Source organism: Streptomyces sp. TLI_053 (assembly GCF_900105395.1).
Classification (GTDB): domain Bacteria; phylum Actinomycetota; class Actinomycetes; order Streptomycetales; family Streptomycetaceae; genus Kitasatospora.
The window spans coordinates 5,056,053-5,075,334 of the sequence record NZ_LT629775.1 but is presented as its reverse complement, the minus strand read 5'-3'; the positions used below and the strand labels follow the sequence as shown (position 1 = coordinate 5,075,334).

The window sequence follows — 19,282 nt, the reverse complement described above, 5'->3', positions numbered from 1 at the left end:
GTCGTCCGTGGGGGTGCCCGGCCGGACGCGGGGACTTCCCCCGCAGGATCGGTGACACGGCGGAGCGGGCCCCGGGCATCGGCTGTTCGGGGCCCGCTCCGAGGGACGGCCGGGAGGGGCCGACCACGTGGGAGGGCCTTCCCGCGTCCTCGACCGTCGGACCGCTGCGGCGACGGCCGTCCGACCGCTGCGGCGACGACCGTCCGACCGCTCCGGCCTCGGCAGCCGGGGCGACCCGTACGTGCCCCCGGTGTCAGAGCCGGGCGTAGAGGGCCGAGGCGTCGTCGTGGGCCTTGCCCCGGGGCCAGCGTTCGCAGCCGGCGTCGGCGCGTTCGACCGCGCGGACCTGGGCGATGAGTTCGGCGGGGCCGGACTCGCCGAGCAGGCGCAGGGCGTCGCCCCAGCTGCCGAGGCCGAAGCGGTCGGTGAAGCGGGCCGCGCCGTCGGAGAGGGCGGCCACCGCGCGCAGTCCGGCCAGGGGGACGAAGCCGGTCTCGGCGTGGGCGGCGGCCTTCGGGCTGGCGGCGGCGATCCAGGGGCCGGTGCCGGAGTTCCGGACGGCGCGGACGGCCAGCGTGTACTCCAGGTGCAGGGCGGCCCGTTCGGCGGAGCCGGGCACCGTCGACCAGACCTGCCGGCGCAGTTCCTCCCCGCCGGGGAAGCGCTGGTTGTCGCCGATCACCCGGGGCGGACCGTCGGCCGGTTCCAGCACCAGCAGGGAGTCGCCGAGCACCAGGTACTCCAGCGAGGCGCCGTGCCGACGGGCGGCGACCACCATCGCGGCGGGCGTGTTGGGGTGGGACAGGTCGCAGCGGCCGCCGTGCAGGGCGGCCGTCTCCGCGATGGCGTCGGCCAGGCACTCGGCGATCGAACGGTCCGGGCGGTCGGTGAGCCGGGCCAGCAGGTGGACCCCGAGTCTGCGGACGTACCAGGCGGTGCCGTGGCGGCACCCGGACTCGAGTCCGGTCGGCGAACTCGAGCCGTCGAGGAGGACGAGCGCCTCGGAGGTGGCCGCCGCGAAGTCCTCGCTCTCGCGGTCGGGCCGCCGTGCTTCCCATGCGAGCTGTACCTGCATCCCGACAGTGTGCGCGCCGGGTGCGGCGCGCGCCCAGACCCGTGCACGCGCCGCGCCGCGCGCTCCCGGTGGCAGCGCGGGTGATCCGGCCATACCGTCGGAGCACGAGTGGACATTTCGGCCAATCAGGGCCGTCCGGGTTTGGGACCACCTTCGGGGGATCCCCGCCCCCGGCGCTGACGAGGGCGAGGAGCGAGAGATGTTCTGGCAGTTCATCGTGCTGTTGGCGGCGACGATCGGCTTCCCGACCGCCACCCTGCTGTTCCTGATCGGCGGCCCGCGCTTCCCCGACGAGCGGCGCGACGCCGACCGCTGACGGCTGACCCGGTGACGCGGCCGGCGGTCAGCGTGCGGCCGGCGATCGGCGCGCGGTCAGCGGTCGGCCGCCGACCAGGACGGGTCGCGGCCGAGCAGGGCGAGCACGCGGTCGAACGGCCCGGTCCGGTCCGGCACCGCCCGGACGGGACCGAACGCCTGCCCGGGCCCCCGCGCCCCCGCGCTGGCCGGAACCGCCCCGGCCACCGTGAGCAGCGCCCCGACCAGCGGCGGTTCGGCCTGCACCGCCGCCACCAGCCGGGCCGGCGAGCCCAGCGCGGCCGCCACGTCCCAGGCGTGCACCAGGGTGTCGAGCAGGTGGAAGCCGACCGCCCGGTCGAACGGGAACGGCCCGCCGTCGCCGATCTCCGGCAGGTGCAGCGGAGCGGGTTCCGCCGCCGCGCCGGCGGTGGCGAACGCGGCGGTCAGCCGCTCCGCCGACCGCCGGAACGCGCCCGCCGGGTCGCCGTGGACCGGGACGTCGCGCCAGCGCGCGCGGTCCGCCCCGGCGCCGAGGGCGGCCGCGGCGAAGCCCCGGTGCTGCCCCACCTCGTGCTCCAGCAGCCGCCGCAGCGGCCACCCGGCGCACGGGGTCGCCAGCACCAGCTGCTCCGGTTGCACGGTGCCGACCACAGCGGTCGCCAACTCCAGTGCACGGGCGTGCAGTTCGACGATCCTCATATCGCTCCCACCGCCTCCCCCGGCCCGTCGACGGTCCGGCCGCCGGGGTGCGCCCCGGCCGCCAGGAAGCCCGTCACCTGGTCCAGCACGGTCGGCTCGACGAGGATCCGGCGGTGGCCGAGCCCCCGGGTGGCCACCAGTTCCAGCCGCTCCCCGTACGCCGCCCGGAGCCGGCGGGCGTGCGAGAACGGGACCACGTCGTCGTCCTCGTCGTGCGCGACCAGGATCGGGAGCGCGATCTCCCCGGGCTCGCGGGCCGCGTCGAAGTGGGTGCGGATGTCCGCCACCCCGGGGAACATCGCGCCGCCGGCCTCCCGGCGGCGCAACTCCCGCTCCACGGTGGCGTTCAGCCCCAGCCGGTCGCAGAACGCGGTCGGCAGCCAGGAGAGCTCGGAGGCGCCGGAGAAGGCGACCAGCCGCTCCGCCCGCAGGCCCTCGCGCAGCGCCAGGAAGGCCGCGTTGACGCCCAGCGAGTGGGCGACCACCGCCTCGAAGTCGCCGTACCGCTCCTGGAGCCGCAGGGCGAGGGCCCGGTGGTCCAGCACGGTGGCGGTGCGCCCGCCGGAGTCGCCGTGCCCGGGGGCGTCGTAGCCGACCGCGGTCAGGCCGAGGGCGCGCAGCCGGGGCACCAGGTGCGCGAAGCGGGAGGCCCGGGAGCGCCAGCCGTGCATCAGCAGGACGGGCCGGGCACCGTCGCCCCAGGAGTAGACGGCCACCCGCGCGTCCCCGTGCCGGATCGTCCCGGTGACGGCCCGGTCGTGGACCTCGTGCTCGCCGGGGCGGACCCGGCTGCGGCGGAAGGGGTGGCGGTAGAGCCCGAAGGCGGCCCGGCCGGCGAGCCCGGGGGCGGCCAGCGAGGCGGTGTTCAGGGTGGTGCGGATCAGTGCGACGGCCGGGTCCATGCGGAACTCCTGTGGGTGCCGAGGGGCAAGAGAGCCGAACTCGGCAAGATATTAGCACGATCGTTCGTGCTGTTTTCAGGTCGACGGACGCTCCCCGCTACCCTGGCCACACGACGGAGAGGCCGGGGAACGGCCGGAGGACTGGGGTGAGCGGTGGCCGGATCGACCACGGACGGACGGGTACTGCGCGGCGAGGAGACCCGGCGGACGGTCCTGCGCCGGGCCGTCGCGATCGCCTCGGTCGAAGGGCTGGACGCGCTGTCGATCGGCCGGCTCGCCACCGACCTCGGCCTCAGCAAGAGCGGGGTCTTCGCCGGCTTCGGCTCCAAGGAGGAGCTCCAGCTCGCCACCGTGCGGGCGGCCCGCCGGATCTTCGCCGACGCGGTGCTCGCACCGGTCCGGGACGAGCCTCCCGGCCTGCGCAAGGTCCGGCTGCTCTGCGAGTCCTGGCTGGCCTACTCGCGCGCCCGGGTCTTCCCCGGCGGCTGCTTCTTCTACGAGGTCAACGCCGAGTACGACGCCCGGCCGGGCCCGCTGCGCGACGTGCTCGCCGCCAACTGGCGGGAGTGGCACGCCACCGTGCTCGGCCTGGTCGAGGAGGCCGTCGGCACCGGCGAACTGCGGCCCGACGCCGACCCGGAGGACATCGCCTTCACCCTGATCGCCCTGCTGGAGAACGCCAACCCGCAGGCCCTGCTGTTCGACGACGACACCCCGTACGACCGGGCCCACCGTGCCGTGCTGCGCCGGCTGCGCTCGGACGCCACCGACCCGGACGGGCCCGCCTTCAGCGCCTGAGGCCCGGCGAGGCCGGGCGCGCGAGGCCGGGGCTCTCGCGTTCGCCCGGGCGCTCCCGGCTCAGGAGCCGTCCAGCACCCGCTCCAGGACCGCCGCCAGGGCCAGCAGCCGCTCGTCCGCCCCGGCCTCGCCGACCACCTGGAGGCCGAGCGGCAGGCCCGCCGCCGTCACCCCGGCCGGCAGGCTGAGCGCGGGCAGGCCGGCATAGCTCCAGGGCAGTGACATCACCGCGCTGCCGGTGCTGTCCAGCCCGAGCGGGGCCGGGCCGGTGGCCGAGGGCGCCAGCAGCAGGTCCACCCCGGCCCGGTGCCGCCGCTCGGCGAGCCGCTCCCGGAACACCGTCCGGGCGCGCAGCGCGGCCGCGCGGTCGGCCGGGTCGACGGTCCGCCCGTGCCGGATGCTCGCCACCGTCTCCGGCCGGTACAGCTCACCGAAGCGGGCGAACCAGTCCGTGTGGCTCGCCGCCATCTCGAAGCGGTTGACCGTCTGCGCCTGCCGCTCCAACTCGTCGAAGTCGGGCAGCAGATCGAGCCTGCGTACCGTCAGCCCGCGCGCGGCCAGCAGGGCCAGCTGGCGGTCGAACGCCTGCCGCGCGGCCGGCCCGGCCCGGTCCAGGTACGGGCCCACCGGAACGCCGAGCACCGGCGCGCCGTCCGCCCACGCCCCGCCGTTCGCCGCCCCGCCCGGCCCGGCCGCGTGGTCCCAGTCGTCGCACAGCAGCGGGGCGGCCAGCGCGGCGCCCGCCAGATCGGCGGTGAACAGGCCCACGGTGTCGAAGCTCGGCGCGTTGGGGATCACGCCCGCCGTCGGGATCCGTCCGAAGGTCGGCCGGAAGCCCACCACACCGCAGTAGGCGGCCGGGCGGACCACGGAGCCGATCGTCTGGGTGCCGATCGCCAGCGGCACCAGTCCGGCCGCGACCGCCGCCGCCGAACCGCTGCTGGAACCGCCCGGGGTGTGTTCGGGGCGGTGCGGATTGCGGGTCCGGCCGGGCGCGCTGCCGGCGAACTCGGCGGTCACGGTCTTGCCGGCGACCAGCGCGCCGGCCGCCCGCAGCCGGTCCACCACGGCGGCCTGCGGCCCGGCCAGGACGCCCGGCGGAAGCACCGAACCGCCGTGCGTGGGCAGCCCGTCGACGTGCACGATGTCCTTGATCCCGACCGCCACCCCGTACAGCGGCGGCGCCTGCGCCGGGTCCGGGTGGCGGGCCACCAGCGCCCGGGCCTCGGCCTGCAGTCGGTCGGCGCGGCCGGGTTCGGGGACGAAGGCGTGGATCAGCGGGTCCACCTGCTCGATCCGGGCGCAGAGCCGGTCGACGTGGACGGCCGGGGTCGGCACGCCGGCCCGCAGCGAGGCGGCCTCACGGACGAGCGAGCGCGGCCGCACCAGGGACTTGTCCATGGCGCCCACGGTAGCCCCGGCCCGCCCGCGACCGCGCCGCCGCCCCGGTCAGCCCGTGGGCCAGCCGGCTTCCGGCTGGCCGCCGGGCGGTCCCGGCCGGTGCTCGTCCCCCAGGTAGGGGGACTCCCTCAGGACGTACGCGCCGCAGGTGTGGCAGCAGAGCTCGGGGGTGTGCCCCCAGTCCGTCGCCTCCCGGGCGGGTGCCGCCGCGTCGATCTCCCGGCCGCACATCGCCGCGTCCTCGCCGCCTCGGACCATGTGCCACAGCCGCACCCCGGCGGACGCGCCGCCGGCGCCGAACTCGGCCCGCATCTGGTGCATCATGCCCCCATCGTCCGGCGGGCCGCCGGACCCGGCAAACGGAGCGGGAGCCGCCGGGCGTCCGGCGGCGCCTGATCACCCCGGCCCGCACCGACCGGCCCGGCGGCACCGGATCAGACCAGCCCGCCGTACAGCCGCAGCCGGGCGATCCCGCCGTCCGGGAAGACGTCCAGCCGGACGTGGGTGGCCGGACGCGGCGCGTCGACCACCAGCCGGTGCACGGCGTCCGGCTGGAGCCGGGTGCGCGGCACCAGTTCGAACCACGCCTCGGGATCGGCGCCCTGCTCGTCCCGGCCCGACAGCGCCGCCCAGCCGGCCGCGTTGCCGACGTAGTAGCCGGTGTCGATCTCCACGGCCCGGATCGCGCCCCGCCCGGCCAGCCGCAGCCGGACCCAGTCGTGGCCGTCGTCGCGGCGCCGCCGGTTCTCCCAACCGTCGCCCATCGCACCGGACTTGCCGGGCAGGGCGAGGTTGACCGGGGAGGAGAAGAAGCGGTCCGAGGCGTCTTCGACGGCGCCTCCGTGCTCGACCGCGGCCAGGTCGAAGGTACCGAGCGCGGTCAGCCAGGCCGGATCCGGACGGGCCTCGCCGTGCACCCGGAAGCGCGCGATGCCGCCGTCGGGGAACTGACTGAGCCTCAGATGTGTGAACCGGCGGCCCCCTTCGACGGCGAAGCCGTTGGCGGCGTGGCCGCGCACCGGCGAACGGGGCACCAGCGGGTGCCACTCGGTCTCGGGGGCCAGCAGCTCCTCCGGGCCCGGGGTGCCCGGGAGTTCGGCACCCTCGACGCCGATCTGCAGCGGGAAGTTGCCGCGGAAGTGCGCGGTGTCGACGACCACGCCGTGCACGACTCCCGGCACGCCCAGCCGGATCAGGGCCCAGTCGTGGTCCTCGACGGTCGGGTGCGGGTGTCCGGCGCCGGTGCCGCGCCGCCGCCGGGTCTCCCAACCGTCCATGATCTGGCCCTTGTTGCCGAAGGTGTGCGGGCGGAACTCGGCCGCGCCCGGCAGCAGCAGGTTCTCCCGCTCGGCGAACAGCTCGTCGTTGGCGGCGAGGACCGCGCCGCCGAGCCGGCGGTCGGCGAGGTCCACCAGGCCGGTGAAGGGGAACTCGGCGGTGCGGTAGTCGGCGTAGGGGTTGCCGCCCCCGTACGGCGGGGCGTAGGCGTCGGACAGCTGGTCGGGACGGGGGCCCGAGATCCGTTCGGTGGTCATGCCTCCACCCTCGCCCCGGGTCACCCGTCAGGTCCATCACAAAGAAATGAGCAAACCGTTCAGTCCGACTGAATGGTCCTGGCGACGGCCGTCAGCTCCGCCAGCACCCGGCGCAGCGGGGGCGTCCGCTCCGTGCCCGCCCGGACCGCCGCCACCACCCGGCGGGTCGGCAGGTCCGCCGGCAGCGCCCGGACGACCGCCGAGCCGCCCCGCCCGGCCGAGGCCAGCCGCGGCACCAGCGCCACCCCCAGCCCGGCCGCCACCATCGCCAGGATCGCCGTCCAGTCCGCGGCGGTGTGCGCCCGCTCCGGGGTGAAGCCCGCCCGGGCGCAGGCCGCCGCGGTGATCTCCCGCCAGGGCCCGGCCGCGCCGTAGATCCAGGGCTCCGCCGCGAGGTCCGCGAGCCGCAGCCCCGGTGTCCCGGCCAGCGGGTGGCCCGGTGGCAGCGCGACGTCCAACGGGTCGCTGAGCAGTTCCGTCTCGACGAATCCGGAGCCCCGGCCGACCGGCCCGACCACCGCCAGCGACAGCGCCAGGTCGACGTCCCCCGCCGCCAGCAGCCGGACCGCCTCGGCCGCCTCGGCCTCCACCACCCGCACGGTCAGCCTCGGCGCGGCCTCGCGCAGCCGGGACACCGCCGGGACGAGCAGCCCGGTGATCGCGGTGGCGAAGGCCCCCACCCTGACCTCGCCCGCCTCGCCGTGCAGATAGCCCGCCAGCTCGGCCTCGGCACGTTCCAGCTGTCCGAAGACCACCGCCGCGTGACGCAGCACCAGCCGGGCCGCCGGGGTCAGCCGCACCCGCCGCCCGTAGGGCTCCAGCATCGGCGCGCCCACCTGCCGGGCCAGCGCCGAGACCTGCTGCGAGACCGCCGAGGGCGACAGCCGGAGCCGCTCGGCGGCCGCCGTCACCGTCCCGCACTCGTCGACCGCCCGCAGCACCCGCAGCCGCCTCAGGTCCCACTCGCCCACCGCTCCCATCGCGCCAGGGTAGGGCGTCGCCGACCGCCTCCCGGGCCCCGGCACCGGACGCTTCGCCCACCCTCCGATATGGTGCCGCTCCTGCGACGCGCCGGTGATCAAACCGAGGCGCCAACTCGCCCGTATTCGGACAGATTTACTCAAGCTGGAGCCAAGACCGTGCGCACTTCCCGCCTTCTGGCCGCGTCCACGCTGATAGCGCTCTCCCTCGGCGCGACGGTCGGCACGGCCACCGCCGGCGCCGTCGGCATCTCGCCCACCCCGACGACGACGGCCCCGACGTCCCCCGCCCCGACCACGGCAGCCCCGACGACGGCCCCGAGCGGCTCCCCGAGCGCCACGCCGACCCCGACCGGCACCCCGAGCACCGGCACGCCCTCCGCGAGCACTTCGCCCAGTGCCACCGGCACCCCCGGCAGCACCACCTCGCCGAAGCCGACCAACCGCCCCACGCCCCCGGCACCCACGTTCACGAACCGCTGCCAGGGCGGCGTCCACGGGGGTGACAACCACAACCTCAAGGCCACCGGCACCGGCCTCTGGGGAACCACCCTGGTCAAGGGCGGACCGGCCCAGGAGGTCCAGGTGACCTTCGAGAACACCACCGGCGTGGACCTCGCCAGGTTCTCGTCCAGCATCTACATCACCGACAACTGGAACGAGCGTCCGCTGGACTGGCGGACCGACTTCTTCACCGTCCAGCTCCGGCTGCCCGGATCGGACTGGAAGCCGGCCGAACTGGTCGACCGCGCCATCGACACCGGGACCCACCGGATCGCCAAGGGCGAGAAGCTCACCATCCAGTTCCGGATCGCCGCCAACGCCGCCCCCGTCGGCGACTACGGCGGCACCGTGGGCGGCGGCTCCGAGGTCTTCGACAACACGCCGGACCTCCCCCAGCCCGCTTCCCCCCTGCCGAACAGCTGCACCCAGTACGGCAACTACTACGAGGGCGGCTTCAAGGTGGCCGACAAGTCCTCCACCACCGCCACCACCCCCCTCAAGGCGACCGCCTCGCCGTCCGCGGTGAGCGGCCCGCACCTGGCCGACACCGGCTCCAGCTCCAACACCCTGCCGATCGCCGTCGGCGGCGCCGCCGTGCTCGCGGCCGGTGCCGGGACGCTGCTCGTGCTGCGCCGCCGCAAGGCCGGCGCGCACAGCTGACGCACCACCGCCGGAACGTCCGAAGGGTCCGTACAACCGTGCGGGCCCTTCGAACGTCCCCCATGCGCAAGCGGTTTCGTCCGACCCTCACCGGAGCCCCCCTGTGCGCACTTCCCGTCTGGCGGCCACCGCCACCCTGTTCGTGCTGACCGGCGGCGTCCTGGCCGGCGGAACCAGCCCCGCGACCGCCGCCGACGGCAGCGCGTCGCCCTCGGCGAGCGCGACGGCCGGGCCGACGGCCGGAGCGACGCCCGGAGCGACGGCGACCACCACCACGCCGACTCCCAGCACCGGCGGGCCCACCCCCACCGCCTCCGCCACGGTGACGCCGTCGGCCACCGGCACGCCGTCGGCCACCGCCACCCCGACCGACCCCGCTCCCGGCACCGCGACCGCCACCCCCTCGGCCACCTCGACCCTGCCCGCCGACTGCGAGTCCGAGTACCAGGTCACGATGCCGGTCCACGCCGTGCCGACCGCGGCGACCCTGGTCCGGGGCGGACCGCCGCAGGACCTGGCCTTCTCCTTCTACAACAGCAGCGACACCGTGCTGACCGACTTCCGGATCAGCTACCGGATCGAGGGCCCGCAGGGCGGCGCCCCGTTCAAGCCCCTGGTCAGGATCCAGGGCGGCCCCTTCACCCCGGTCGAGCCGAACGACGGCACCGGGACGACCGCCGTCGGCTCCTTCCGGGTCCCGGCGCACGAGATGGTCACCGCCGAGCTGAGGTTCGCCGACGAGCCGGGCACGGTCTCCGGGGACTACGCCGTCACCGTCGCCGGCTCCTCCGAGGTGCTTCCGTACGGGGTGGGCCCGGTCAACGTGAAGTACCGGTGCAACCGGCTGCTGGGCTCGCTCACCAGCACGCTCACCCGCACCGAGCCGGCCCCGGCCACCACCGCCCCGTCGACGAGCGCCTCGCCGACCGCGACGGAGACGGCGACGCCCACCACGAGCGCCTCCCCGGACGCGTCGCCCTCGGCCCCGGCCACCACCTCCGGCACGCCCGGCACCTCCGGCACCGACAACGGCGACCCGGCCGGACCCCGGCTGGCCGGCACCGGCGCGAGCTCCGGCAACGTCCCGCTCGCCGTCACCGGCGGCATGGCGATCGTCCTCGGCCTCGCCGCCGTCGTGGTCGCCCGCCGCCGCAACCGGGCCGCCGCCGCCTCCACCGCCGCCCCCACCACCCGCGGCTGATCCCGCCGCCCGCTCGGGCCGGCCGCCGGCGGGCGTCAGGGGCGGCGGGCCGGGAGGAAGGAGGCGGGGACCAGCGCCAGGGCGAGGAGGACCGCGGCGACCGCGTACGTACCGCGGAACCCGGCGGGGTCCGTACCGCAGGAGCTCAGCAGCACGGACAGCAGCGCCGTCCCCACCGACGCCCAGACCTGGGAGTTGATGCTCAGGGCGGTACTGGCCGCGGCCAGCCGGTCGTCCGGGAGGTCGCGGGTGGCGGTGGTCATCGTCGGCATCAGGGTCGTGCCCGCTCCGACGCCCATCAGCATCGCCGCGCCGACGACCCGCCAGGCCGGCACGCCCTCGGTGCCCGTCTGCAGGGCGGTCAGGGCCATGCCCAGGGCGCCGACGGCGATGCCGAGGCGGACCAGGTGGCGCGGCGCGACCCTGTCGATGCGGCGCGAGGCGACCTGCATGGTCACGCCGACGGCCAGACCGACCGGTGCGCCGAGGAGTCCGGCCGCCGTGGCGCTCAGGCCGCGTGCCTCCTGCCAGTACATCGGGGCGAGCAGCATCGATCCGAAGTACCCGCCGGTGAAGAGGGCGAGGGTGCCGACACCGGCGGCGAAGGTGCGGTGGCGCAGCAGCCGGAGGTCGAGCAGCGGGTGGTCGGCCGTCAGGGCGCGGCGGACGAAGGCGGCCACGAGCACCGCACCGGCGAGGGCGGGCACGAGGGTGCCGGGGGCGGTGACGTCGCCCTGGTCCCCGCCGCGGGCCAGACCGTAGAGCAGGAGGGCGAGGCCCGGGGAGAGCAGCAGCAGGCCGGGGACGTCGAGCCTCGGCGGCGCGGGGGTCGCCGGGCGCGGCGGATCGGGTCGGAGCAGCCTGGCGGCGAGGACGAGGGCGACCGCTCCGACGGGCAGGTTGACGAGGAAGATCCAGTGCCAGGAAGCGGTGTCGAGCAGCCAGCCGCCGAGAGCGGGGCCGGCCACCGGGCCGGCCAGGACGGGCAGTCCGAGCAGGGCCATCGCCCGCCCGAGGCGGGCCCGGTCGGCGGTGCGCATCACCATGGCCATGCCGACCGGGGTGAGCAGGCCGCCGCCGAGTCCCTGGACGGCCCGGAAGGCGATCAGGCTGCCGACGTCCCAGGCGCACGCGGCCAGGAGGGAGCCCAGGGTGAAGAGGGTGAGGGCGGTCAGGTAGGTGCGCCTGGCACCGTACCGGCCCATCGCCCAGGCGGCGGTGGGGACGACGGCGGCGAGCGCGAGGGTGTAGGCGGTGGCCGTCCACTGGACGGTCGTCAGCGGTGCGTGGAGTTCCTCGGAGAGGCTGCGCAGCGCGACATTGACGATCGTCATGTCGAGCACGGACATGACCGAGCCGGTGATGACGACGGCGAGGGTGCGGTTGAGCGCGGCGGAGGAGCTTCGCGGCGGCTCGGCCGGGGCCCGGACGGCGGGTCCGGCGGTCTGGACGGTGCTCACGGCCCGGTCCCCCTCAGCCCTGGTAGGGGCGGGTGGTGCGGGCGGAGCGCAGGGTCCGGCCCCACCAGGCGAGCTGGCCGAGCATGCCCTTGGCGGCGCCCTCGCTGACGGCGGCGTCGCGCGGGGCGCCGTCCTCGGCGAGGCCGGACCAGGGGCCGTGCAGGCTGACCGAGTCCCGGACCGTGACGGCGTGCAACTCGGCGAAGACCAGCCGCAGTTGCTCGACCGCGCGCAGTCCGCCGCCGAGGCCGCCGTAGGAGACGAAGCCGACCGGCTTGGCCTGCCACTGGGTGTAGTGCCAGTCGATGAGGTTCTTCAGGGCCGCCGGGAAGCTGTGGTTGTACTCGGGGGTGACGACGACGAAGGCGTCGGCGGCGGCCAGGCGGGGCGTCACGTCCGCGAGGGCGGCGGCGGCCTCCGGGGTCGGGGTGCCGCCCCAGCCGGGCATGGCGAGCGGCAGGGGGACGTCGACGAGGTCGATGACGTCCAGGTCCAGGCCGGCGGTGCTCCCGGCGGCGGCGAGGAACCAGTCGGCGACGGCACGGCCCTGGCGGCCCTCGCGGACGCTGCCGACGATGACGGCGACGCGCAGCGGAGCGCCCCCGGCGTCGGTGGCGGCGTCGACGGCGGCGTCCAGGCCCGTGGTCGTGTCCAGGACCGTGGTGGTGGCAGGCATGACGAGATCCCCTCCCGAGGCGGTTCGGCCGCCCCGTGCGACCTCCCTCCGGTAAACTACAACGAGCGTTGCAGAAATTACAACGCCCGTTGTAATCGATGAGGAGGCGGACATGGGGAGCGACAACCGGACCGGAACGGGCACGGCGCCCGAAGAGGTCTCGCCGCGGAAACTGGCGAAGCAGCGGGCCATGGCGAGCGCGGCCTGCTCGGTCTTCGGACGCGAGGGCTACACGCGCGCCTCGGTCGACGCGCTGGCGGCGGCCGCCGACGTCTCGACGCGCACCCTGTACAACCACTTCCCCGGCGGGAAGGCGGAGCTCTTCCGCACCGTCGTCACCTGGACCTCCGGCGTGGTGAGGGACGCCCAGATCGCCCGGATCCGCGCCCTGGTGGACCCCGCCCGTCCGCCCCGCCCGGAGGACCTCGAACGGGATCTCGTCGCCCTCGCCCGCGCCCTCGTCGGCATGATGACCGACTTCCCGGACCACTTCGCCCTCGTCCGGCACATCCACGCCGAGGCCGACCACGTGCCGCCGGAGCTGCTGGCGGCGTGGCGGGAGGCGGGCCCGAGGCCGGCCGGGGAGGCCCTCGCGGAGGCGATGACCGCCCTCGCCGACGCCGGGCTGATCGACGTGCACGGGGACCCGGCCACGACGGCCGGCCACTTCACGGCCCTGATCTCGCACGCGATCGTGCAGCAGTCGCACTACGGGGTCCTGCCGCTGCCGCAGGAGGAGACCGACCGCCTGATCGGCACCGGCGTCGCGGCGTTCCTCCGGGCCTACCGGGCCGGGTGACGGCACGGCCCCCAGGACGGCGCGCTGCTGCGGCCACGCCCCGGCGGCCCGGTCTCCCCGGCCGGTCTCCCCGGCCGGATCCGGGGGGCGGGCCCTACGAGGCGGCGCGCAGCAGCGCCCCGTCCTGCCACTTGAGGATCTTGTCGAAGCTGACGATCGCCCCCCGCAGCGGATGGTTGCGGAGCTGGACGTGGTCGGTGAGGGCGTGGATGAGGAACAGGCCCCGGCCGGACTCGGCGGTGAGGTCGGGCAGCGCGTCCAGGTCCACCGGCCGGAAGACGGGCACCGGGTCGGCGGCGGCCGGGAGGACGTGGGTGTCGTACGGGCGGCCGTCGCGCCGCGGGCGGTGGGTGGTGAGCAGCGGCCCGGGGACGGTGGCGCGGCCGCGCCGGGCGCGGCGCCGGGGCTGCGCCCGGCCCGCCGGCCGGGCGGGCGGGGCCACCGGGACGGCGGCGGGGGCCGGACGGCGGGCCGGGCGGTCGGGCCCGGGCAGGCCGGGGCCCGAGTCGGTCACCTCGATCCGCAGCAGGTCGCCGCTGATCGACGCGGTGACCTGGTAGCCGTCGTCGGGCCGCCCGCACGCGCCGTGCTCGACCGCGTTGGCGCACGCCTCGCTGAGGGCGACGCCGAGATCGTGGGCGATCTGCGGGTCGACGCCCGCGGTCGCCATCGCGCCGAGCAGTATGCGGCGCGCGAGCGGCACGCTGGCCGGGTCGCGCTTGAGGTGCAGAGTCCACCAGATGTCCACGGGAGGTCCCTCCTGGCTGCGGCTCCACATATAACGAGGTATCTCCGGGCGGTGCGGAGGTGAACCGTGCCGAGGCCCCACTACCGCCCGTTCGGCGGATGGACGGGGGGACAGGCATGTGCCGAGCAGCGCACACCGGGGGCCGTGCGCGGGGCCGAACGGGGCATTCGTAGGGATTTCCCACCCTGCCGATCCGGTGGGTGTGCGCGATGAGATGATGTCCCGGCCATGAATGCCCCAGCCGCCGCCCCGCACCCGGGCGCCCCCGCACCGGACGCGCCGGTGGGGGCCGCCGCCTGGGACCTGCGGCTTGCCCGGGCGGTTCCGTTCGCCCTGGTGTGCACGCTGATCGCGGCCGCCGGGCACGCGTTCGCGGCCGGCGGCGAGGTCGCCCCGCCCACGCTCGCGGCCGGGTTCGCCGCCGTGCTGGTGCTCGCCACCGCCCTCGGCGGCCGGGAGCGCTCGCTCGGCGCGATCGCCGGGGCGCTGGGCGCGGGCCAGTTCGGGCTGCACCTCCTCTTCCACTCCTACGGCGGCCAGGCGGCGGCCGGCGGGCACCACCACGGCGGCGCGCTGGGCTCCGGCCCGCTGACGCTGCCGCAGGTGGCCAGCCGGCTGGTCTGCAACGAGGCCCGCCCGGGCACCCTGATCGGTCTGCCCGGGAGTCCCACCGCCGAGCAGGTGGTGGCCGGCGCGGGTCTGGACCCGCAGGCGTACGCGGCCGCGCCCTGGTGGCAGGGCGGCGTGCTCGGGATGACGCCGACGATGCTGGCGGCCCACCTCGGCGCGGCGCTGCTGGCCGGCTGGTGGCTGCGGCGCGGCGAGGCGGCGCTCTGGCGGCTGGTGCGGATCACCGCCTCGGCCGCGCGGACCCGGGCGGCCGAGCCGCTGCGGACGGCGTGCGCGCTGGCCGCGGTGCTGCTGCGCGGCCTGCTCGGTCTGCCCGGTGGACCGGCCCGCCGGTCCGGTGGCCGCGGCGCGGACGACCCGCTGCCGGCCGGTGCCGTGCTGCGGCACAGCGTGGTGCGGCGCGGGCCGCCCCTCGGGCTCCTCGCGTACTGACCCGCCCCCCGTGTCCCCGGTGTCCCCCACCGGTACCGGTCCGGCGGCGGTCGGGAGTACGCGGCGCCGTGCCGTCCCCGCCCGATCCGTGCGGTCCTGCGGCCTCCCCCCACTTCTTCCCCCGCCGCGCGGCCCCGCCGAGGCACGGACCCCTCCGTGCCCGGGAGCGGGCCTGCCGAGCCTCCGAACGGAGACACGAACCCCATGCGTTCCCTTCCCGCCCGTCGTACCGCCGCCGTCGCCCTCGCCGCCGCCGCCTCGGTGGTGGCCCTCGCCGGTCCCGCCTTCGCCCACGTCACCGTGAACCCGGGCAGCGCCGAGCAGGGCGGCTACACCGCCGTCGACTTCCGGGTCCCGAACGAGAACGACGCCGCCGGCACCGTCAAGCTGGAGGTCAACCTCCCGCTGGACCACCCGCTCGCCTCGGTCCGCACCCAGCCGCTGCCGGGCTGGACCTCCACCGTCGAGAAGGCCAAGCTGGACAAGCCGATCAAGGTCCACGGCAACGACGTCAACGAGGCCGTCTCCAAGATCACCTGGACCGCCGACGCCGGCGTGAAGATCGCCCCCGGCCAGTTCCAGGAGTTCCGGGTCTCGCTCGGCCCGCTGCCGACCGACGCCGACGCGATGGTCTTCAAGGCCCTGCAGACCTACGACAACGGCGACGTCGTCCGCTGGATCGACGAGGCCAAGGACGGCCAGCCCGAGCCGGCCAAGCCCGCCCCGGTGCTGAAGCTGACCAAGGCCACCTCGGCCGACGGCCACGGCGTGACCGCCTCCGCCACCCCGTCGGCCGCCGCCGACGGCCACGGCACCGGGCACGGCGACGCGGCCAAGAACGACGCCGCCTCGGACGACAAGGCGAGCGACTCCACCGCCCGCGTGCTCGGCGTGGTCGGCATCGTGGTCGGTGTGATCGGCACCGCCGTCGGCGTCCTCGGCCTGCGCCGCCGCAACGGCGGCTCGGCCTCCTGATCCCAGCACCGGCGGGGCCGCGCCCGGCACCCGTCGCGGCCGCGCCCGCGTCCCGGGCGCGGCCCCGCCGGTGATCCACCGCACACGATCGGACCCTCCCATGCTCCGCTCCGCCCGTACCCCCCGCACCGCCCGCCTGGCCGGGGCCACCGCCGTCGCCCTCGCCGCCGCGCTCGCGCTGACGGCCTGCGGCTCGTCCGGCTCCGACACCGCCGGCCCCGCCAAGGTCGTCCAGCAGAAGAGCGACTCGCCCTACGAGGGCACCGTGCTCGGCAAGCACTTCGACAAGCCCGACCTCCAGCTGACCGACACCTCCGGCCAGCCCTACGACCTGCGGCAGAAGACCGGCGGCCGGACCACGCTGCTGTTCTTCGGCTACACCAGCTGCCCGGACGTCTGCCCGACCACCATGGGCGACATCGGCGTGGCGATGAAGAAGCTCACCCCGGAGGAGCGGCAGAAGGTCGACGTCGTGTTCGTCTCCACCGACCCCCAGCGCGACACCCCGCAGGTGCTGCGCGCCTGGCTGGACTCGATGGGCAGCGACTTCATAGGCCTGACCGGGGACCTGGGCAAGGTGAAGGCGGCCGCCAAGGCGCTCGGCATCCTGATCGAGGACCCGGTGACCAACGCCGACGGGACCGTCACCTCCACCCACGGCGCCCAGGTGCTGGCCTTCCTGCCCTCGGACGACAAGGCGCACGTGCTCTACCTGAGCGGCACCGAGGTGAAGACCTTCGAGCACGACCTGCCGCTGCTCGCCAAGGGGGTCGCCGCATGAAGGGCGCCCTCGGCTTCCGCCGGACGGCGCTGGCAGGGGCGGTGCTGGCGACGGCACTGGGCGGCGGCGCCTTCCTGGTCGCCTGCGGGAGCGGCGGCCAGAACGGCGGAGGTGCCGCGGCCGGCGGCGGAGCGGCCCGACTCAGCGTCGCCGACCCCTACATCCCGATGCCGCCGGCCGGTGGCATGGCGGCCGGCTACCTGACGGTGCGCAACGAGGGCGGCGAGGGCGACGAGCTGGTGAAGGTCTCCAGCCCCGGCGCCTCCTCGGTCACCATGCACCGCTCCACCGCGAGCACGATGGAGCAGGTCGAGAAGCTCGACGTCCCCGCGCACGGCGCGCTGCAGCTCGCCCGGGGCGGCACCCATCTGATGATCATGGGGTGGCAGAAGGCCCCGGTCCTGGGTGACGAACTCGAACTCGACCTGACCTTCACCCGCACCGGCACCATCTCGGTGAAGGTGCCGGTCAAGGAGCTCACCTACCGGCCCGGCCAGCAGTAAGGGATCGCAGGATGCTGATGGGACGGACGCCGAAGGCACGGCCGGCGACGGCAGGGGCGGCGACGACGGTACGGACGACGGCAGTACGGACGAGGACGGCACGGGCAGCGACGGCACGGCTGTCGGCACGGCGGACCGCCGGGCTGCTCGGTGTGCTCGGCGCGGTGCTCGCGCTGCTGCTCGGCGGCGCCGGACCGGCCTCCGCGCACGCCGCCCTGCAGTCCACCGACCCGGCGCAGAACTCCGTTCTGCCCGCCGCGCCGCAGGCCGTCACACTGACCTTCAGCGAGGCCGTCTCGCTCTCCTCGGACTCGGTGCGGGTGCTCGACCCGGCCGGCCGGGCAGTCGACTCGGGCAGCCCCGCGCACGCCGACGGCAAGGACAACACCGCCCGGGTCGGGCTGGGCCCCGGACTCGCCAACGGCACCTACACGGTCGCCTGGCGGGCCGTCTCGGAGGACTCGCACCCGATCGGCGGCGCCTTCACCTTCTCGATCGGCGCGCCCTCGGCCACCACCGTCTCCACCACCGCCCTGCAGAACGCCGAGGCCGACGGCCTGGTCGCCGCGCTCTACGGCACCGGCCGGACGGTCGCCTACGCGGCGTTCGCGCTGCTCGTCGGCGCGGCCGGCTTCGTGCTGCTCTGCTGGCCGGCCGGGGCGTCCCGGCGTCCGGTGCAGCGACTGCTGATGACCGGTTGGGTGGCGCTGCTGGTGTCCACCGTCGCGGTGCTGATGCTGCGCGGACCGTACGAGCGGGGTTCGGGGGTCGGCAAGGCCTTCGACCTGTCGCTGATCCGGACCACGCTGGACGAGCGGATCGGCACCGCTCTGGCGGCCCGGCTGCTGCTGCTCGCGGCGAGCGGGGTGTTCCTCTCCCTGCTGGTCGGTCAGCTCGGGCTGCCGCAGGGCGGCCGGGCGAAGGCCGTGACGAACGGCCCTTCCACTGCCTCCGGCTCCGGTACCACCGGCTCGGACGGCGATCCGGAGGAGGCCGAGCTGCGCGAGCTGGAGCGGCGCGCCGCCGAACGCCCGCAGCGCGAGGCCCGGCTCGGCCTCGGGGTGGCCGGACTGGTGCTGGCCGTCGCGCTCTCGGCGACCTGGGTCGGCGCGGACCACGCCTCGGTGGGCATCCAGGTCTGGCTGGCACTGCCGCTCGGAATGCTCCACCTGGTGGCCATGGCGCTCTGGCTGGGCGGCCTGGCCGCGATGCTGGTCGGGCTGCGCGAGGGGATCGGCGCGGAGGTCGCGGACCGCTTCTCGAAGATCGCGTTCGGCGCCGTCCTGGTGCTGGCCGGCACCGGCGTCTACCAGTCCTGGCGCGGACTCGGCAGCTGGGGCGCGCTGACCGGTACCGACTACGGGCGGCTGCTGCTGGTGAAGACCGGCTGTGTGATCGCCATGCTCGGCGTCGCCTGGATGTCCCGCACCTGGCTCGCCCGGCTGCGCGCCACCCCGGAGGAGGCGGCCGAGGTCGCGCCGGAGCCGGTCGCGGTCCCCGCGTCCGCCACGGCCCGCGTCCCCGACCCCGCCCCGGACGCCGCCTCCGATGCGGGCGCGGGCGCGGACGGCGCGGACAGCGCGGACCCGGTCCGCCGGGCCCAGCTGGCCCGTCAGCGGGCGGCCCGGGCGACCGCCGACCGGGACCGGGGGCTCACTCCGACCCGGGCCGGGCTGCGCCGCTCGGTACTGGTCGAGGCGGTGGTCGCGGTGGCCGTCCTGGTGGTCACCACCCTGCTCACCAACTCCCCGCCCGGACGGGTGGCGGGCGAGGTCGCGGCCGCCGCGGCGAACGGCGCCGCCACGACGTCCGGCGGCACCTCGGCCGGCACGACCGGCGGGGCGCCCGCCCCGCAGACGGTGCCCGGCCGGACCGTGGAGCTCAAGCTCCCGTACGACACCAAGGGCCGGACGCCGAACGCCAAGGGCACCGCGACCGTCACCCTCAACCCGGCCGGCACCGGCTCGAACGAGGTCCACCTGAAGCTGGACGGCGCGGACGGCTCGCCGGTCGAGGTGCCCGAGGTCGAGCTCGCCTTCACCCTGCCGGACCGCGACCTCGGCCCGCTCACCGTCCCGCTCACCGCCGAGGGCACCGGACGCTGGACCGGGACGGCTCAGCTGCCGCTCGCCGGGAACTGGGTGGTGTCGGTGGTGATCAGATCCTCCGACATCGACCAGACCACGGAGATCAAGCAGCTGAAGATCGGATAGGGCGGACCGTCCC

Annotated in this window: 19 protein-coding genes; 9 read left to right on the top strand and 10 right to left on the bottom strand. The window is 76.1% G+C overall.

Annotated elements, in window-relative coordinates:
* Nucleotides 1–253: 253 nt before the first annotated feature.
* From BLU95_RS20505 to BLU95_RS20495, 3 genes are all read right to left on the bottom strand, one after another.
* A complete protein-coding gene (locus BLU95_RS20505) occupies nucleotides 254–1,075 on the bottom strand; it encodes a protein phosphatase 2C domain-containing protein (RefSeq protein ID WP_093861315.1) in 822 nt (273 codons plus the stop codon).
* A 372-nt stretch (nucleotides 1,076–1,447) separates the two neighbouring features.
* A complete protein-coding gene (locus BLU95_RS20500; protein ID WP_093861314.1) occupies nucleotides 1,448–2,071 on the bottom strand; it encodes a TIGR03086 family metal-binding protein in 624 nt (207 codons plus the stop codon).
* On the bottom strand, nucleotides 2,068–2,973 hold the full coding sequence (locus BLU95_RS20495; RefSeq protein ID WP_093861313.1) for an alpha/beta hydrolase: 906 nt from the start codon (nucleotides 2,971–2,973) through the stop codon (nucleotides 2,068–2,070). Before BLU95_RS20495 ends, BLU95_RS20500 begins: the two co-directional genes overlap by 4 nt.
* A gap of 153 nt (nucleotides 2,974–3,126) precedes the next feature.
* On the opposite strand from BLU95_RS20495, the gene BLU95_RS20490 reads away from it, so the two are divergent.
* The gene (locus BLU95_RS20490; protein ID WP_093861312.1) at nucleotides 3,127–3,771 is read left to right on the top strand and encodes a TetR/AcrR family transcriptional regulator; all 645 of its coding nucleotides are present in this window, start codon (nucleotides 3,127–3,129) and stop codon (nucleotides 3,769–3,771) included.
* A 60-nt stretch (nucleotides 3,772–3,831) separates the two neighbouring features.
* On the opposite strand, the gene BLU95_RS20485 is transcribed toward BLU95_RS20490, so the two are convergent.
* The 4 genes from BLU95_RS20485 to BLU95_RS20470 all read right to left on the bottom strand — a co-directional run bounded on the left by BLU95_RS20485 (nucleotide 3,832) and on the right by BLU95_RS20470 (nucleotide 7,678).
* Complete coding sequence (locus tag BLU95_RS20485; protein ID WP_093861311.1) at nucleotides 3,832–5,172, bottom strand: amidase; 1,341 nt, start codon at nucleotides 5,170–5,172, stop codon at nucleotides 3,832–3,834.
* A 48-nt stretch (nucleotides 5,173–5,220) separates the two neighbouring features.
* Nucleotides 5,221–5,496, bottom strand: coding sequence for a hypothetical protein (locus BLU95_RS20480; RefSeq protein ID WP_093861310.1), 276 nt, complete (start codon nucleotides 5,494–5,496; stop codon nucleotides 5,221–5,223).
* 110 nt (nucleotides 5,497–5,606) lie between these two features.
* Nucleotides 5,607–6,707, bottom strand: a complete 1,101-nt coding sequence (alc, locus tag BLU95_RS20475; protein ID WP_093861309.1) for an allantoicase — start codon at nucleotides 6,705–6,707, stop codon at nucleotides 5,607–5,609.
* Between the two features lie 59 nt (nucleotides 6,708–6,766).
* Nucleotides 6,767–7,678 (bottom strand): LysR family transcriptional regulator, encoded by a 912-nt coding sequence (locus tag BLU95_RS20470; protein ID WP_093865002.1) that lies wholly within the window; start codon nucleotides 7,676–7,678, stop codon nucleotides 6,767–6,769.
* Nucleotides 7,679–7,846: 168 nt separating this feature from the next.
* On the opposite strand from BLU95_RS20470, the gene BLU95_RS44210 reads away from it, so the two are divergent.
* Nucleotides 7,847–8,851: an LAETG motif-containing sortase-dependent surface protein gene (locus tag BLU95_RS44210; protein WP_093861308.1), complete on the top strand. Its 1,005-nt coding sequence runs from the start codon at nucleotides 7,847–7,849 to the stop codon at nucleotides 8,849–8,851.
* A 103-nt stretch (nucleotides 8,852–8,954) separates the two neighbouring features.
* Nucleotides 8,955–10,052 carry a hypothetical protein gene (locus BLU95_RS20460; protein WP_093861307.1) on the top strand — a complete coding sequence of 366 codons (1,098 nt, stop codon included), beginning with the start codon at nucleotides 8,955–8,957 and terminating at the stop codon, nucleotides 10,050–10,052.
* 35 nt (nucleotides 10,053–10,087) lie between these two features.
* Here BLU95_RS20460 and BLU95_RS20455 read toward each other — a convergent pair whose 3' ends face one another.
* Together BLU95_RS20455 and BLU95_RS20450 are read right to left on the bottom strand one after the other, a co-directional pair.
* A complete protein-coding gene (locus BLU95_RS20455) occupies nucleotides 10,088–11,512 on the bottom strand; it encodes a DHA2 family efflux MFS transporter permease subunit (RefSeq protein WP_231977701.1) in 1,425 nt (474 codons plus the stop codon).
* Nucleotides 11,513–11,525: 13 nt separating this feature from the next.
* The gene (locus BLU95_RS20450) at nucleotides 11,526–12,188 is read right to left on the bottom strand and encodes an NADPH-dependent FMN reductase (protein ID WP_093861306.1); all 663 of its coding nucleotides are present in this window, start codon (nucleotides 12,186–12,188) and stop codon (nucleotides 11,526–11,528) included.
* A 112-nt stretch (nucleotides 12,189–12,300) separates the two neighbouring features.
* On the opposite strand from BLU95_RS20450, the gene BLU95_RS20445 reads away from it, so the two are divergent.
* Nucleotides 12,301–12,987 (top strand): TetR/AcrR family transcriptional regulator, encoded by a 687-nt coding sequence (locus BLU95_RS20445; protein ID WP_093861305.1) that lies wholly within the window; start codon nucleotides 12,301–12,303, stop codon nucleotides 12,985–12,987.
* A gap of 94 nt (nucleotides 12,988–13,081) precedes the next feature.
* Here the strand turns inward: BLU95_RS20445 and BLU95_RS20440 are convergent, their stop codons facing one another.
* Complete coding sequence (locus tag BLU95_RS20440; RefSeq protein ID WP_093861304.1) at nucleotides 13,082–13,735, bottom strand: ATP-binding protein; 654 nt, start codon at nucleotides 13,733–13,735, stop codon at nucleotides 13,082–13,084.
* A gap of 228 nt (nucleotides 13,736–13,963) precedes the next feature.
* On the opposite strand from BLU95_RS20440, the gene BLU95_RS20435 reads away from it, so the two are divergent.
* The 5 genes from BLU95_RS20435 (at nucleotide 13,964) to BLU95_RS20415 (ending at nucleotide 19,269) form a co-directional block, all read left to right on the top strand.
* Nucleotides 13,964–14,797, top strand: a complete 834-nt coding sequence (locus BLU95_RS20435) for a hypothetical protein (protein WP_231977700.1) — start codon at nucleotides 13,964–13,966, stop codon at nucleotides 14,795–14,797.
* 204 nt (nucleotides 14,798–15,001) lie between these two features.
* A complete protein-coding gene (locus BLU95_RS20430; RefSeq protein ID WP_093861302.1) occupies nucleotides 15,002–15,772 on the top strand; it encodes a YcnI family copper-binding membrane protein in 771 nt (256 codons plus the stop codon).
* Between the two features lie 100 nt (nucleotides 15,773–15,872).
* A complete protein-coding gene (locus tag BLU95_RS20425) occupies nucleotides 15,873–16,553 on the top strand; it encodes an SCO family protein (protein ID WP_093861301.1) in 681 nt (226 codons plus the stop codon).
* Nucleotides 16,550–17,056 (top strand): copper chaperone PCu(A)C, encoded by a 507-nt coding sequence (locus BLU95_RS20420; protein WP_093861300.1) that lies wholly within the window; start codon nucleotides 16,550–16,552, stop codon nucleotides 17,054–17,056. The genes BLU95_RS20425 and BLU95_RS20420 overlap by 4 nt, the downstream gene beginning before the upstream one ends.
* An 11-nt stretch (nucleotides 17,057–17,067) precedes the next feature.
* A complete protein-coding gene (locus BLU95_RS20415; RefSeq protein WP_231977699.1) occupies nucleotides 17,068–19,269 on the top strand; it encodes a FixH family protein in 2,202 nt (733 codons plus the stop codon).
* Nucleotides 19,270–19,282: the final 13 nt, after the last annotated feature.

Bases quoted from the DNA above. Each gene is read 5' to 3' on its own strand.
- BLU95_RS20505 (WP_093861315.1), bottom strand. From the start codon at position 1,075: ATGCAGGTACAGCTCGCATGGGAAGCACGGCGGCCCGACCGCGAGAGC.
- BLU95_RS20500 (WP_093861314.1), bottom strand. From the start codon at position 2,071: ATGAGGATCGTCGAACTGCACGCCCGTGCACTGGAGTTGGCGACCGCT.
- BLU95_RS20495 (WP_093861313.1), bottom strand. From the start codon at position 2,973: ATGGACCCGGCCGTCGCACTGATCCGCACCACCCTGAACACCGCCTCG.
- BLU95_RS20485 (WP_093861311.1), bottom strand. From the start codon at position 5,172: ATGGACAAGTCCCTGGTGCGGCCGCGCTCGCTCGTCCGTGAGGCCGCC.
- BLU95_RS20480 (WP_093861310.1), bottom strand. From the start codon at position 5,496: ATGATGCACCAGATGCGGGCCGAGTTCGGCGCCGGCGGCGCGTCCGCC.
- alc (WP_093861309.1), bottom strand. From the start codon at position 6,707: ATGACCACCGAACGGATCTCGGGCCCCCGTCCCGACCAGCTGTCCGAC.
- BLU95_RS20450 (WP_093861306.1), bottom strand. From the start codon at position 12,188: ATGCCTGCCACCACCACGGTCCTGGACACGACCACGGGCCTGGACGCC.
- BLU95_RS20445 (WP_093861305.1), top strand. From the start codon at position 12,301: ATGGGGAGCGACAACCGGACCGGAACGGGCACGGCGCCCGAAGAGGTC.
- BLU95_RS20435 (WP_231977700.1), top strand. From the start codon at position 13,964: ATGAATGCCCCAGCCGCCGCCCCGCACCCGGGCGCCCCCGCACCGGAC.
- BLU95_RS20430 (WP_093861302.1), top strand. From the start codon at position 15,002: ATGCGTTCCCTTCCCGCCCGTCGTACCGCCGCCGTCGCCCTCGCCGCC.
- BLU95_RS20425 (WP_093861301.1), top strand. From the start codon at position 15,873: ATGCTCCGCTCCGCCCGTACCCCCCGCACCGCCCGCCTGGCCGGGGCC.
- BLU95_RS20420 (WP_093861300.1), top strand. From the start codon at position 16,550: ATGAAGGGCGCCCTCGGCTTCCGCCGGACGGCGCTGGCAGGGGCGGTG.
- BLU95_RS20415 (WP_231977699.1), top strand. From the start codon at position 17,068: ATGCTGATGGGACGGACGCCGAAGGCACGGCCGGCGACGGCAGGGGCG.